Source organism: Flavobacterium sp. MR2016-29 (genome assembly GCF_015350695.1).
GTDB lineage: Bacteria > Bacteroidota > Bacteroidia > Flavobacteriales > Flavobacteriaceae > Flavobacterium.
In genome coordinates, this window is record NZ_JADKPU010000007.1 from 228774 (window position 1) to 242660 (window position 13887).

The following is a 13887-nucleotide window of genomic DNA, read 5'->3' on the forward strand; positions in this document are numbered from 1 at the left end:
AGATTATTTCAAATGAAAAATCAAAGTGTAAAAAATAATATTGACTGGATAAGCGTTTTTATCTATGCTACGTTAGTAATATTAGGGTGGTTGAACATTTATTCTTCTTCATTACTATCTACAGATGGAACATATCAAAAACAGCTTATTTTCATTGGCTGTACAATTCCATTAATTTTTATAGTACTTTTTGTTGACGGAAAATTTTACGAAAAATATGCCAGTATAATTTTTGGGGTTTCTTTATTATCACTGATCGGATTATTTGCTTTCGGAAAAACAATTGCCGGACAAAGATGCTGGTATGCAATTGGAGGTTTTACTTTACAGCCTTCTGAGTTTGCAAAAGCAGCAACATCATTGGCTTTAGCCAAGTATTTAAGTGATACACAAATTAATCTAAAAGACATAAATAGGCAATTTCAGGCTCTGGCTATTGTTTTTTTGCCTGTAATATTGATTTTGCCACAGCCAGACCCTGGAAGTGCACTTATTTACAGCATTTTCATAATTGTACTTTATAGAGAAGGATTGCCTTCTTGGTATGTTTGGACTGGTTTTATAACTATTTTACTCTTTGTTCTAACATTAATTTTAGAACCATATGTCGTTATTATACTTGCGTTTATTGTACTGGCAGTCATTCATTTTAAAGGCAGAGTTGTTGATCGAAATATTATATTAAGCGCTATATTATTAGCAGGTATATCAGGATTTGTTTTTTCTGTTGATTATGTTTTTGATAACGTATTTAAACAGCATCACAGAGACCGTTTTAATATTTTACTTGGAAAAAGTGTGGATATGAAAGGTATTGGATACAATACCAATCAATCTGAAATTGCAGTTGGATCTGGAGGCTGGCTTGGAAAAGGTTTCTTAGAAGGAACTCAAACAAAAGGAGGTTTTGTACCAGAACAACATACCGATTATATTTTTACAACAGTTGGTGAAGAATGGGGATTTGCAGGTTCGCTAGTTGTTATTTCGCTTTTTGTAGGCTTATTTTTAAGAGTTATTTATTTAGCTGAACGACAGAAAACAAAATTCAGTAGGGTTTATGGCTATTGCGTCGCCGGAATTTTATTCACTCACTTTTTTGTAAATATCGCAATGGTTATCGGAATTTTTCCAACTATTGGCGTTCCGTTGCCGTTCTTTTCATATGGCGGTTCAGGGCTTTGGGGCTTTACTATTTTGCTGTTTATCTTCTTAAAAATGGATGCCAATAAAGTAAATGAATGGTAGTATTAAATAAAAGAATTAAAGTTTAATTCAATTGCAGCAGAAAATAAACTACACAGAACTAATTTATTTTTGTGACTAAGTGTTAGACTAACAATTTACTTATAATTAAGCATAAAAAAGTCCGAAGCTCAAACTTCGGACTTTTTTATGCTTATATTTTTTCTCCTGTTGTTCTCTTTTTTATTAGCTTTAAGAAAACTGGAAATGTAGATATTACGATAATTCCAATTACTATAACTTCAATGTGTTCTTTTAAATCTATACCTTGTTCTAAAAATACGCCGTATAAATAATGTCCTGAAAAGATCAATACAAATGACCATAAAAAAGAACTTAGAATATTATAAAACATAAATTTCTTTTTATCCATTGAAACAATTCCAGCTATAATTGGTGCAAATGTTCTAAATATTGGAAGAAAACGAGCGTAGATAATTGCTTTTCCTCCATACTTTTCAAAAAAGTCTTTCGATTGCAGTAAATATTTTTTCTTAAACCAAAAAGTATCTTCTTTTTTAAACAGATAATAACCGCTTTTGGCTCCAAACCAATATCCAGTCATGTTTCCAAAAACTCCCATTATACCAACTAAAGTTGAGAGTAAAAAAACGTTTATAAAATCACTCGGAATATAAATAACATTTTGAATTAAGTCGCGGCTGTAAATCCCTGATAAAAAAAGCAAACTGTCTCCGGGAAGAAAAAAACCTGCAAAAAGTCCTGTCTCAGCAAAAACTATAAACAGCACTATATATAACCCAATTTGAAAACCTCCGATACTTAATGTTATATAAAATTCAGGGTTGACTAATTGAGTCCAATCAAAATTATTCATAAATATGTTTTGGTTACACGTATAAGTTTGTGAAAGTAACAATAATTTACTTCAACCACAATAAAATATGTTATTTTAAAGATAAATTAACTATTAAAAAGCCCAAGGATAACTTGGGCTTTTTCAAAAATTATTCTCTTGTATACTTGCAGCATGTGTGCAAATTATCATAATCTGCCTGAGTTGCTTTGACTTCTTTTGTATCATGCCCTACTTTTGCAATAGCTGCATTTAAGTCAGCTGGAGATGATTTTTCTTCGTTTAATATAACAGTTAATTGATGGGAACTTATATCCCAATTTGCTGTTTTTACACCCGGAACTCCAAAAGCAGCTTTTTCGATGCGCTTTTTACATTGCTCGCAATTTCCATTTACTTCCGTAGTATATTTAAAATTTTTATTTTTTTTAGTTTGAGCCTGAGCTGAAAATCCTAAAAAAGTAATCATAGCGATTAAAATCAAATTTCTCATTTCGTCTATTATTTAGTGTTATAAATTATTATTTATATTGTATTGTTATTTTATTTTAAATCGTAATCCTGCGTAATACATTTGTCCAAAAATGGGTGCGTAAGCAACTGAAGCATCAAAATTTGGACCGAAAGGATCATTAGCTCCTAAAATTGCTTTTTCTTGTTTGTAATTTCCAATGTTTTCTCCTCCAATATAAACTTCAAAAACAGGCGAAAAAACTCTGGTAACCTGAAGATTCATTACAGCATATGAAGGTGAAAAATCAGGAAACTGATCTTCAACAGGATTAGAAGCTGTATAAGGCAATTGTTGTTTTCCAGACCAATTAAAAGTGTAATCAAACTTCCATTGTTTGTCATTATTTAAGGCCGTTTCGTATTCCAGATTTCCTAAAAAACGATGTTTTGCCTGCAACGGACGCTGAAAAGTTCCTCTCAAATAATCAGTTTGAATATCATAATATTTATAGGCTGTTCTTAAATTCAAATTATGAATCAGCTCATAGTTAAATTCAAATTGAAAACTATTTGCAAATGAACTTCCTTTTAAGTTATAAAACAAAACATCTTGCGGACTTTGCATTAGATCTACAACTGCCTGATTTTGAAAATCAGTTCTATAGAAATCAAATCCAATATCGGCATTCTTATTGAAAATTTTGAATTTCTGAGAAAAACTCACACCATAATTCCATGCAATTTCTGGATTCAATCCATAAATTTTTCCGCTATTATCTAAGATTGAAAAAGTTCTGGAACTTGCAAAAAGCTGTTGATTTTCTGCAAAAATATTAGCTGAACGTTTTCCTCTTCCGGCAGAAAAACGAATCACAGCATCTTTCCACGGATTGTAACGCATGTGCAGGCGGGGCGTTACAAATAAGCCTAAGCGATTATGATTGTCTACTCTACCACCTAAAATCAGACTGAAATTATCTGTATTATCATAAGTATATTCAAAAAATGCTCCTACAGAATTATCAATTCTGCTATAATCATTTACGTTCACAAATTCCTGATATTGATCGTAGGTAAAATTCAAACCCGTTGTGAATTTGTGCATTGTATTATTAATAATCGAATTGAAAATTAAATTCGAATAAAAGCTGTTCTGTTTAATATCATATAGATTTAACCCAAAATAAGAATTTTGATTATGACTGTTGAAAGCATTCTGAAAACCAATACTTTGATAAGGTATATCTGGAAAAACGTATCCAATTTTGGTAGAAACATCAAAACGTTCTGTGTTGATTTCTGAACCCCATCGATTTGTTGTTCCTCGATCTGTATCTTTATCAAAATCAACTTCTCCGGTTTGTTTTTTATCATTCATATATCTGAAATTGATAAAACTTACTAAACCGCTATCTGGATTGTAATACTGGTAACGATTCAAAACATTGATTTGTTTCCCTAACGGATTATCTAAAAAACCATCGTCATTCATATCGTTTTTAGCGACACGAGTATTTCCGTGAACAAAAAGGCTTGTTGCCCATTTATCAGACAATTTTTTATTGAAATGGGAATTCAATTCAAAACGAGAATCAGTAGATCCGTAAACATTCAAAAAGAACGGAATATCGCTTAAAGGTTTTAAAAGTTCTGTATTTATTTGTCCCGAAATGCTTTCATAACCGTTAATAACGCTTCCGGCTCCTTTTGTGATCTGAACACTTTCGATCCAGGTTCCGGGTGTAAATGATAATCCGTATGCTTGAGAAGCACCACGCACCGAAGGAATGTTTTCTTCAGTGATCATTAAATACGGACTTGTTAAACCTAACATTTTTATTTGTTTGGTTCCTGTTAAAGCATCCGAAAAATTTACATCTATTGAAGGATTGGTTTCGAAGCTTTCGGCCAAATTACAACAAGCAGCTTTAAGCAGTTCTTTGCTTGTAATTAAAGTTGTATTGGCAGTAAGCGTATAGGATTTTTTGATTCCCTTTTGCTTTTTGGTAATTTTCACTTCTTCTAAATCTTCCTGAGAAAAAACAGATATTGAAAGCAAAATCATACCGAAAAGCATGATATTTCTTGGCATAAAAAAAGATTTTAATGTTAAATAGAAAAACTGTTTTATAGCAATTTCTTTTTATAAGAAACAGAAAAACAGCACAATGCAAGCCAAAAAAACTTGCTCGATTCTAAACATTAAAATCAGGAGTAAAAAATATATTGACTATATAATTTGAATAAGGGAGGCGCATTCGCATCTGAATAATACGAAGTAATTTGATTGCTTTTAAAATTTGGAATTGATAAAAAAGCAATTGGTTTGAACTCCTGAATTACAGCAGGAAATTCAAGTTGAAAAAAGAATATTTTGAAAGTCGCATTATCTGATTTCTTTTCTAAATGCACTACTTTGTCTTTGCAGCAAGAAGATTTTTTTTCAGATGCTCCGCAACATTTTTTTTCTGGTGAAGCAACTGCTGCAGTATTTAAAGAAACAGAAGCAATTTTTCCGCCGCAATAATGCACATCAAAAGCAAACCCGATGTTGGAAACCAACAACAGAAAAGCTAAAAATAGTCCTGTGCACTTCTTTAAATTCATGTTGCAAAATTACCTAAAAGATTTTAAAAAAGTTTAATACTATTCTATTTTTTAAAATTTTGTTGCTGATAATAAAATGCAGGAATAAATAACAAGGCAAATATGGGCTGGATAATAAATCTTCTTACATAAAAAAGAAGCCAATTATCATTAGGCAAATAGTTGAGGACTATAAAAAACATCCCGAAAAGCAGCACGAAAAAAAATAAATATAAAAAAACACTGAACTTAAAAATTTCAACATCTTTAAACAATATATATATAAGGAGTAAAGATAAAATTGTGTTTAAAAAATATCTTAAAAAAAGGCCGCAAAACAGCTTAAACATATTTACTTCAGGATAAGGCAAAGTTTTGTAATCGTTTTCAAAATAATCAAGAAACGGATCGTAAAAAAGCTGAATTTCAAAAGCTCTTATAAGTCCGAAACATATTACAATAGAAATTGCAATCAAAATCTTGAATTTATGTTCTATTAATTTATTTAGCATATTTTGAAAATTTATTAACCCAAATAATCCACAAGATAAAAACAAGTCCGTAAATAATTAAAGGAAAAAGAACACCATGCAAAATATGGCTTTTGTCTGGGAAATGAAATAACAAAACAGCCAATAAAGCAATTCTGATCACATTTAAAACATAAATAAAGAATGCTCCAAATAAAATAAAATACAAAGTGGTTTTTAATTTCCCTGAAAAGGCAATAACAAATGAAACAAATAAAATAATAACGCTGACGGCATTACAGCCCTCAACAATTCTGATCGGAATTTCTCCATTATAAAAAACGAGCAAATAAGGAGCTGCAAAACCCTTTTCAATTCTGATGTCCAAGTTAAAAAAATGCATTAACTGCTCGACATTGCGGCCAACTACGTTTGTAATTGCGTCTACATCGATTGGACTATAGCTATTAAGATAGAGCTTATAAAGTAAAGTAAGCAAGATATAAGCCGAAAAAAAAGTGCCTATAAAAATTAAGAAAGGTTTAAATTGTACTAAATATTTTTTCAAAGGAATTTTTTTTCAAATTTATGTATTTTTTGAGTTCAGCTTTAAATACTTTTGTATAAAATTTTTACATCATGACATTTCAAGAATTACAACCAAAGATAAGCGGTATTGTAGCTGATATCAATACTGTTAGAGACGAAAAATTATTAGCAATATGCCAATTACTAAATGAAAACGTAGAGTATTACAATTGGGTTGGTTTTTACTTCGCCAATCACGAAAACAAAACTTTGCATTTAGGACCTTATGTTGGTGCAGAAACAGACCATACTGTTATTCCTTTTGGGAAAGGAATTTGCGGTCAAGTTGCCGAAAGCAATGCAAACTTTGTAGTTCCGGATGTAGCGGCCCAAGACAATTATATTGCCTGCAGCTTTACTGTAAAATCAGAAATCGTAGTGCCATTATTTGTAAATGGAGTTAATATTGGCCAGATTGATATCGACAGTCATGTAATTGACCCATTTACAGAAGCTGACGAAAGATTTTTAGAGTTTGTTAATCAGGAGGTTGCTAAATTATTTTAAAAAATAAGGTATCTAAAAGATTAAAAAAAGATTATTTTCAGCCTAAATTGTTTAATCTCTAAATTTTTCATTCTTTAAATTTATTTTTTCAAAAAAAAGTAGTAATTTTGCACCGTCTTACAAAAGATGTACGACTACATAAAAATCATTAAATAATATTGGAATGTATTTAACTAAAGAAAAAAAGGAAGAGATTTTCGCTCAACACGGTAGTGCAACAAATACTGGAAGCGCAGAAGGTCAAATTGCATTGTTCACTTACAGAATTTCACACTTAACTGAGCACTTGAAAAAAAATCGTCACGATTACAACACTGAGCGTTCACTTGTACTATTAGTAGGTAAAAGAAGAGCTTTGTTGGATTACTTGAAAAAGAAAGAGATCAACAGATATCGTGAGATTATCAAAGTATTGAATATCAGAAAATAATCAATATAGAAAAGAGGTGCGAGAGTGCCTCTTTTTGTTTTTACATTACAAGCATTTTATAAGAAAAAAAGTTTGGTTTTTCATTGGGTTTTAGAAACAACAACTACACACAACAACTACAACACAACTAAAACCCATTGTATAACCAATAAGGAAAAATTATGATTCCACAATTATTTGTAGAAAAGATCGATTTAGGTGATGGAAGAAGCATCACAATCGAGACGGGTCGTTTAGCAAAACAAGCTGACGGTTCGGTAGTAGTAAGAATGGGCGACACGATGATACTTGCAACAGCAGTTTCAGCTCGTAGCGCTAACCCAGCGGTAGACTTTTTACCATTAACAGTAGATTACCGCGAAAAATTTGCAGCAGCTGGTCGTTTTCCTGGAGGTTTCTTCAAAAGAGAAGCACGCCCAAGCGACAGTGAAGTGTTAACAATGAGATTAGTAGACCGTGTTTTGCGTCCGCTTTTCCCAGATGATTATCATGCTGAAACTCAAGTTATGATTCAATTAATGTCTCATGACGAAGAAGTTATGCCAGACGCTTTAGCTGGTTTAGCTGCATCTGCAGCATTAGCAGTTTCAGATATTCCCTTTTATAACTTAATTTCTGAAGTTCGTGTTGCACGTATCGACGGAAAATTTGTAATCAACCCAAGCAGAGAAGACTTAGCAAAATCTGACATCGACATGATGATTGGTGCTTCTATGGATTCAGTTGCAATGGTTGAAGGAGAGATGAAAGAAATTTCAGAAGCTGAAATGGTTAGTGCAATTAAATTTGCTCACGAAGCTATTAAAGTTCAAATTCAGGCACAATTACGTTTACAAGCTGCTTTTGGTAAAAAAGAAATCCGTACTTACGAAGGTGAGAAAGAAAACGAAGAAATTTACAAAAAAGTAAAAGCTGCTGCATACGATAAAATATACGCAATTGCAAAAGTTGGTTCAGCTAAACACGAAAGAACTGCTGCATTTGCTGAAGTAAAAGAAGAGGTAAAAGCTTTATTTACTGAAGAAGAATTAGCTGCTGACGGAGATTTAGTTTCTAAATATTTCTACAAAACAAACAAAGAAGCTGTTCGTAATGTAGTATTAGAATTAGGTGTTCGTTTAGACGGTAGAAAAACAACTGATATCAGACCAATTTGGTGTGAAATTGATTACTTGCCAAGAGTTCACGGTTCGTCTTTATTTACACGTGGAGAAACTCAGGCTTTGGCTACTGTAACTTTAGGAACTTCTAGAGAAGCTAACCAAATTGATTCTCCATCTGAACAAGGTGAAGAGAAATTCTACCTACACTATAACTTCCCTCCTTTCTCAACTGGTGAAGCAAAACCTCTAAGAGGAACTTCAAGAAGAGAAGTTGGTCACGGTAACTTAGCGCAAAGAGCTTTAAAAAACATGATTCCTGCTGATTGTCCTTACACAATTCGTATTGTATCTGAAGTTTTAGAATCTAACGGTTCTTCTTCTATGGCTACAGTTTGTGCTGGAACAATGGCTTTGATGGATGCTGGAGTTCAAATGGTAAAACCAGTTTCTGGAATTGCTATGGGATTGATTACTGACGGTGAAAAATTTGCTGTGTTGTCTGACATTTTAGGTGATGAAGATCACTTAGGAGATATGGACTTTAAAGTAACTGGAACTGCTGATGGTATTACAGCTTGTCAAATGGACATTAAAATAGATGGTTTACGTTATGATATTATGGAGCAAGCTTTAGGGCAAGCACGTGAAGGACGTTTACATATTTTAGGAAAATTGACTGAAACTATCGCTGCACCAAGAGCTGACGTAAAAGCACACGCACCAAAAATCATTACCAGAACTATTCCTGGAAACTTTATTGGAGCATTAATTGGACCTGGAGGAAAAGTAATTCAAGAATTACAAAAAGCTACTGGAACAACTATTGTAATCAATGAAGTTGATGAGCAAGGTGTTATCGAAATCTTAGGTACAGATCCTGCTGGAATCGAAGCAGTATTGGCTAAAATTAAGTCAATCACTTTTAAACCGCAAATGGGTGAAGCTTATGAAGTAAAAGTAATTAAAATGTTAGATTTTGGAGCTGTAGTAGAATATACTGCTGCACCAGGAAACGAAGTTTTATTACACGTTTCTGAATTAGCTTGGGAACGCACTGAAAACGTAACTGATGTTGTAAACATGGGTGATGTATTTGAAGTGAAATACTTAGGTGTAGATCCTAAAACTAAAAAAGAAAAAGTGTCAAGAAAAGCACTTTTGCAAAGACCTCCGCGTGAGGACAAAAAAGAGTAATCAGATCTTAGTTTACTAAAGGTTTATTCATAGAAAACCCCAATTCAAATATTTGAATTGGGGTTTTTCGTTGTACTTAAATTACAAATTCAAAAATGCCGCTTATTAATAAATAACATTACTATTTATCTGTTATTTAGAATAAAACAGCCAAAGCTAAAAAACAACACTTAATTTACATTTTATTGAAAGAAAAAAAATACCTTTAACGCTACCAAAACCAATTAATTAACACTAAAAAACACCAATTATGGCGTATACTGTAGTACAGAATACCAGAATCAACACAGGCGATTTTATTTTTTCAAATCCAAAAACCGTAACCTATCCCGTACCTCCATTAGTTTCTGCAAAATTCTACACCACAGAAGGAGGTGTGCGAACTTTAAAAATCAGGGCTACATTATATATTAACTCTGAAGACCCCAATAACCCAACTGTTGCGGAGCCACAAGAAATATGCAATTCTCTACAATTATTTTTTGACTATAATTTTTCTGACAAAACACCGGAAAGCTGTGATGTATGGTATGTAGAAGTAGATTATACGTCTGATAATGTTAACAATTTAAACCAAATTGTATCCTTTTTAAAGGATATTGATCCAGAAACTTCAAGAGGAACAAGAACCGAACTGCCATAATTATGAATAATAAATGGATTAGGTTTTTTCTTTATCTTACTTTGATAGTTCCAAGTTTGCTTTTTTCTCAGTCACCTGATTTATTTGAAAAAAACATACTTAAAAAAAAGACGATCGAATTTAAGGAGGAAATAAATTTTATTAAATCTCAATCTTTTTACTTAAAAAAAGATTGGGATTCTACTCTTATATACTCAATGAAACAATTGAGTTTAACAACAAACAAAGAACTAATTGATTATTCGCATTATTTTAGAGGTTCAAGTTTTGTTCAAAAAAAACTCTACAAGGAAGCTAAAAAGGAACTATTACTCATTTCTGAAAAATTTGAATTTTATCTTCGCGCCAGAATCCTTTTAGCCACTGCGACTTTAGAATTACGCGAGTTTAAAAATGCTTTGCTGTATTATGAAAACGCGCTCAAACTTCCTCAAATCTCACAACAATCTCACGATCTTTCAAAAACATTTGAAGGCTTAGGAATCACTTATTTCTTTTTAGAAAAATATGACAGAGCTGAAGATTACCTTGTGAAAAGTTTAGAAATTAAAGAAAAAGAAAAAAATGAAACTGAGTTATTAAATGCTTACAACGCTATGGCAAATTTATATTATGTACAATACAAAGACAGCCAAGCGATTCCTTATTTTGAAAAAGCCTACGCATTATCGAAAAAAGTAAAAAACACCAGTAAAAAAGCGATGGCAGCTGAAAATATGGCGGCTGTAGAAGAAAATAGAGGCAATTATAAAAAAGCTTTAGAATATAGAAAAGAATCTGAAAAATGGAAAGACTCTTTAAATAACCAAAACAAAGTCTGGGCAGTTGCTGACTTTGAAAAAAAATTCGCAGTTGCACAAAAACAAAAAGAAATTAAAGTCTTAAAAGTCGAAAACGAATTAAAAAAAACACAGCGCAATGTGTTTTTTTTCTCGGCTATCGCCTTATTGCTGTTTTTAACTGCAGGAATTTATCTTTACGCTCAAAAAGTAAAAAATTCGAAAACCATATTAATTCAAAAAAATAAACTTGACCAGCTTAATGCAACTAAAGATCAGTTGTTTTCGATTGTAAGTCATGATTTGCGCTCGTCTGTAAATGCCCTGAAAACAAGCAATGCTAAATTAGCCGCAACATTACAAACTAAAAATTATGATGATTTAAATGGGTTGATTATTCAAAACAGCGGTATTGCAAACGGCGCTTACAGTTTATTAGACAATTTACTGCATTGGGCAATGCTCCAGACAAAGCAATTGTATTTTCATAAAGAATCTGTCCATTTGCATTCTATTGTACAGCAAATTGAATATAATTACAAACCTTTGCTTTTAGACAAAGCGATTCATTTTGAAAACAACGTTTCAAAAAATATTTTCATTTTCGCAGATCTTGATTCATTAAAAATTGTATTTAGAAATTTGTTGGATAATGCCATTAAGTTTTCAAATGAAAATGGCCAGATTACTTTTTACACACAGGAAAACAATTCTGATTCTTGCCAATTAATTATTCAGGACAACGGAATTGGAATGACCAGAGAAACAATAACAGAACTGCTTAAAGACACTGAAGTTTTAGCCAAAAAAAAGAATGCTGAAATTATAGGAACTGGTTTAGGATTGCAATTATGCAAACAAATGATCAAAAAAAACGGTGGTACATTAGCGATCGAAAGCGAATTAAAGAATGGGACTAAAATGATATTAACATTCCTCAAAACAACTAGCAATGGATAATATTAATGTTTTAATTATCGAAGACACGCCTGAACAAAGCGATGCACTTATTAAGGTACTGCTTCAAAACAATTATAATGTTGTGGGAGTAGGCACAAACTTTACAGAGGCATTAAAACTTTTTTACGAACATACAATTGATGTTATTATAATTGATGTTTTCTTAGACGGAAAACCAGACGGAATAACCTTTGCAGAATCCATTAATATAATTCCGAATGCGTCAAAACCATTTGTTTTTTTGACCAGCTCTCAAGATCGTCAAATTTTTGAAAGAGCTAAACTTACTAAACCTTTCAGTTTTTTAATGAAGCCTTTTAATGAGCTCGAAATTTTGTACGGCATAGAAATGGCTGTTGAAAAATTTTACGCTCAAACCAATATCTTTTTAAGTGAAGAACAAGATACGGTTATCAGCAGTGATTATTTATTTATAAAAAAGAAAAACGCGTTAAAAAAAGTAGCCTTAGACGACATTCTTTATATTGAGGTCGAAGAACGTTACTGTAATATTATTACTGAAAAAGAGAAATTTGTAATTCTCATTTCATTGACTAGAATCAGCGATTTATTAGATAGAAGTAAATTTATAAGAACGCACAGAAATACGATTGTGAACTCAGATAAAATTGAAGAAATCATACTTTCTGACAATCTTATAATTTTAAAAGGCAATCACAAAATAAACCTTAGCGATACTTATAAAGATTTTATAAAAAAGATGAATATTTTATCGTAACTCAAAGAACCTTTAAAAAATATTTTCCTCAAATCCTCTTCTAGCGAAGAGGATTTTTTGTTTTATAAAACGCTTTGTCGAGCAAAATACCTTTTTAGAGTTTTCATGACAAAAAAAATGGCTTTCGTGACATTTTTAAGATTGAGAAAGCAAATCGCCATTACATTCGCATCACAAAAACCAAATAAAATTAATTCTAGATGAGAATCGAACTAACCAAACAACCAGAAATGAAACTTTTATCAACTTTAAAAAAAATAATAAATAATCCCTGGATTGGCGTTTTAGTCTCTCTGGCTTTAATTATTCCGAGTTTATATGAAATTCTTGATGACGTCACTATTCTCAGAAAAGAATACATCATATTAGCTGTTTCATTTCCTTTTTACTTAAAATCGCTGAAAAAAATATTCGATGAAATCTTAGATACTTCTGATGATTATTTAGATTAAAATAGTTTGCCCCTCCTTGATAAAATACCTCAGCTTAAGTTTTAAGTTTGGGGTATTTTTGCATAAAATGATAAATATTATATTACAATTTAACACTTAAGGCGAAGTTTGTTAGTATTTTTTTTAATACTTTTGAAATCACCAAAAAACAAACTAACAAATCTGCGAATCCTTTGACAAATTCTCAAAAAAAAATAATATTCCATAGTATCTTTGGATTATTACTAAGTATTAACGCTCTACACGCTCAAACCGCTAAAGAAAACGAAATTTTTAATTGGTTTGATTCAACTATCAGAAAAGAAAATTTAGACATAAATAACGGTGTTCTTTACACCAATCCGTACAGAACAATAGACGATAACAATTTGTATTTTTTAGGTGATAAATTTGAAAAAGGAAATCTCACTTACAATGGGCAAATTTATTATGACAATGCTCTCAAGTACGATGTTTATAGAGATATTTTAATTCTAAATCCAGCCGGCACTTCAGAGTTAATTGGAGTGAGCTTGAACACTGAGAAAGTAGATTCTTTTACAATATCGAATAGAAATTTTGTCAAAATACATAAAGAGCAATACAATCTTCCTGAATTTTTAACAGGTTACTACGAAACTGCTAAATTTAGCGACAACTTTATATTTTACATCAAACATTCTAAAACGATTCAAAAGAAAGTCAAGGATGATGGTGCATACTATTACTTTAAGGACAATAATCATTTTTACCTTGATTATAAAAAAAACTTATACCCGATTAATAGCAAAAATGATTTAATTAATTTATTTCCAGAACAAAAAAAACAAATCAATGAGTTTTATTTAATGAACAGAAGTATTAGAAAATCTGATCTAAATCAATTTATGAAAAATTTAATGAAATATATCAATACTTCACTTTCCAATCAAGCTAAATAAG

General features: G+C 31.4%; 15 protein-coding genes. 9 read left to right on the forward strand and 6 right to left on the reverse strand.

Annotated elements, in window-relative coordinates:
• Positions 1-12 precede the first annotated feature (12 nt).
• Positions 13-1248, forward strand: a complete 1236-nt coding sequence (gene rodA, locus IR010_RS15945; protein WP_194568057.1) for a rod shape-determining protein RodA — start codon at positions 13-15, stop codon at positions 1246-1248.
• A 151-nt stretch (positions 1249-1399) separates the two neighbouring features.
• On the opposite strand, the gene IR010_RS15950 is transcribed toward rodA, so the two are convergent.
• The 6 genes from IR010_RS15950 to xrtF form a co-directional block, all read right to left on the reverse strand.
• Positions 1400-2083: a DedA family protein gene (locus IR010_RS15950; protein WP_029271799.1), complete on the reverse strand. Its 684-nt coding sequence runs from the start codon at positions 2081-2083 to the stop codon at positions 1400-1402.
• Between the two features lie 130 nt (positions 2084-2213).
• The gene (locus IR010_RS15955) at positions 2214-2555 is read right to left on the reverse strand and encodes a heavy-metal-associated domain-containing protein (protein WP_194568055.1); all 342 of its coding nucleotides are present in this window, start codon (positions 2553-2555) and stop codon (positions 2214-2216) included.
• Between the two features lie 45 nt (positions 2556-2600).
• Positions 2601-4607, reverse strand: a complete 2007-nt coding sequence (locus IR010_RS15960) for a TonB-dependent receptor plug domain-containing protein (protein WP_194605239.1) — start codon at positions 4605-4607, stop codon at positions 2601-2603.
• A gap of 116 nt (positions 4608-4723) precedes the next feature.
• Positions 4724-5122: an HYC_CC_PP family protein gene (locus tag IR010_RS15965; RefSeq protein ID WP_194568051.1), complete on the reverse strand. Its 399-nt coding sequence runs from the start codon at positions 5120-5122 to the stop codon at positions 4724-4726.
• Positions 5123-5166: 44 nt separating this feature from the next.
• Positions 5167-5613: an exosortase F system-associated membrane protein gene (locus IR010_RS15970; RefSeq protein WP_029271795.1), complete on the reverse strand. Its 447-nt coding sequence runs from the start codon at positions 5611-5613 to the stop codon at positions 5167-5169.
• Positions 5603-6139: an exosortase family protein XrtF gene (gene xrtF / locus IR010_RS15975; RefSeq protein WP_029271794.1), complete on the reverse strand. Its 537-nt coding sequence runs from the start codon at positions 6137-6139 to the stop codon at positions 5603-5605. Before xrtF ends, IR010_RS15970 begins: the two co-directional genes overlap by 11 nt.
• A 71-nt stretch (positions 6140-6210) precedes the next feature.
• Between xrtF and IR010_RS15980 the strand changes: the two genes are divergently transcribed.
• From IR010_RS15980 to IR010_RS16015, 8 genes are all read left to right on the forward strand, one after another.
• Positions 6211-6666 (forward strand): GAF domain-containing protein, encoded by a 456-nt coding sequence (locus IR010_RS15980; protein ID WP_029271793.1) that lies wholly within the window; start codon positions 6211-6213, stop codon positions 6664-6666.
• Between the two features lie 163 nt (positions 6667-6829).
• Positions 6830-7096, forward strand: a complete 267-nt coding sequence (gene rpsO / locus IR010_RS15985; RefSeq protein ID WP_029271792.1) for a 30S ribosomal protein S15 — start codon at positions 6830-6832, stop codon at positions 7094-7096.
• 161 nt (positions 7097-7257) lie between these two features.
• Positions 7258-9393 carry a polyribonucleotide nucleotidyltransferase gene (locus IR010_RS15990; RefSeq protein ID WP_029271790.1) on the forward strand — a complete coding sequence of 712 codons (2136 nt, stop codon included), beginning with the start codon at positions 7258-7260 and terminating at the stop codon, positions 9391-9393.
• Between the two features lie 250 nt (positions 9394-9643).
• A complete protein-coding gene (locus tag IR010_RS15995; RefSeq protein WP_194605242.1) occupies positions 9644-10036 on the forward strand; it encodes a hypothetical protein in 393 nt (130 codons plus the stop codon).
• A gap of 197 nt (positions 10037-10233) precedes the next feature.
• Positions 10234-11775 (forward strand): tetratricopeptide repeat-containing sensor histidine kinase, encoded by a 1542-nt coding sequence (locus IR010_RS16000; protein WP_194605245.1) that lies wholly within the window; start codon positions 10234-10236, stop codon positions 11773-11775.
• On the forward strand, positions 11768-12514 hold the full coding sequence (locus IR010_RS16005; RefSeq protein ID WP_194605248.1) for a LytR/AlgR family response regulator transcription factor: 747 nt from the start codon (positions 11768-11770) through the stop codon (positions 12512-12514). The genes IR010_RS16000 and IR010_RS16005 overlap by 8 nt, the downstream gene beginning before the upstream one ends.
• 200 nt (positions 12515-12714) lie before the next feature.
• Complete coding sequence (locus IR010_RS16010) at positions 12715-12966, forward strand: hypothetical protein (protein WP_029271786.1); 252 nt, start codon at positions 12715-12717, stop codon at positions 12964-12966.
• Between the two features lie 173 nt (positions 12967-13139).
• Entirely contained in the window at positions 13140-13886 is a 747-nt protein-coding gene (locus IR010_RS16015) for a hypothetical protein (protein ID WP_194605251.1), read from the forward strand.
• Position 13887 lies beyond the last annotated feature (1 nt).

Bases quoted from the DNA above. Each gene is read 5' to 3' on its own strand.
- rodA (WP_194568057.1), top strand. From the start codon at position 13: ATGAAAAATCAAAGTGTAAAAAATAATATTGACTGGATAAGCGTTTTT.
- IR010_RS15950 (WP_029271799.1), bottom strand. From the start codon at position 2,083: ATGAATAATTTTGATTGGACTCAATTAGTCAACCCTGAATTTTATATA.
- IR010_RS15955 (WP_194568055.1), bottom strand. From the start codon at position 2,555: ATGAGAAATTTGATTTTAATCGCTATGATTACTTTTTTAGGATTTTCA.
- IR010_RS15960 (WP_194605239.1), bottom strand. From the start codon at position 4,607: ATGCCAAGAAATATCATGCTTTTCGGTATGATTTTGCTTTCAATATCT.
- IR010_RS15965 (WP_194568051.1), bottom strand. From the start codon at position 5,122: ATGAATTTAAAGAAGTGCACAGGACTATTTTTAGCTTTTCTGTTGTTG.
- IR010_RS15970 (WP_029271795.1), bottom strand. From the start codon at position 5,613: ATGCTAAATAAATTAATAGAACATAAATTCAAGATTTTGATTGCAATT.
- IR010_RS15980 (WP_029271793.1), top strand. From the start codon at position 6,211: ATGACATTTCAAGAATTACAACCAAAGATAAGCGGTATTGTAGCTGAT.
- rpsO (WP_029271792.1), top strand. From the start codon at position 6,830: ATGTATTTAACTAAAGAAAAAAAGGAAGAGATTTTCGCTCAACACGGT.
- IR010_RS15990 (WP_029271790.1), top strand. From the start codon at position 7,258: ATGATTCCACAATTATTTGTAGAAAAGATCGATTTAGGTGATGGAAGA.
- IR010_RS15995 (WP_194605242.1), top strand. From the start codon at position 9,644: ATGGCGTATACTGTAGTACAGAATACCAGAATCAACACAGGCGATTTT.
- IR010_RS16000 (WP_194605245.1), top strand. From the start codon at position 10,234: ATGAAACAATTGAGTTTAACAACAAACAAAGAACTAATTGATTATTCG.
- IR010_RS16005 (WP_194605248.1), top strand. From the start codon at position 11,768: ATGGATAATATTAATGTTTTAATTATCGAAGACACGCCTGAACAAAGC.
- IR010_RS16010 (WP_029271786.1), top strand. From the start codon at position 12,715: ATGAGAATCGAACTAACCAAACAACCAGAAATGAAACTTTTATCAACT.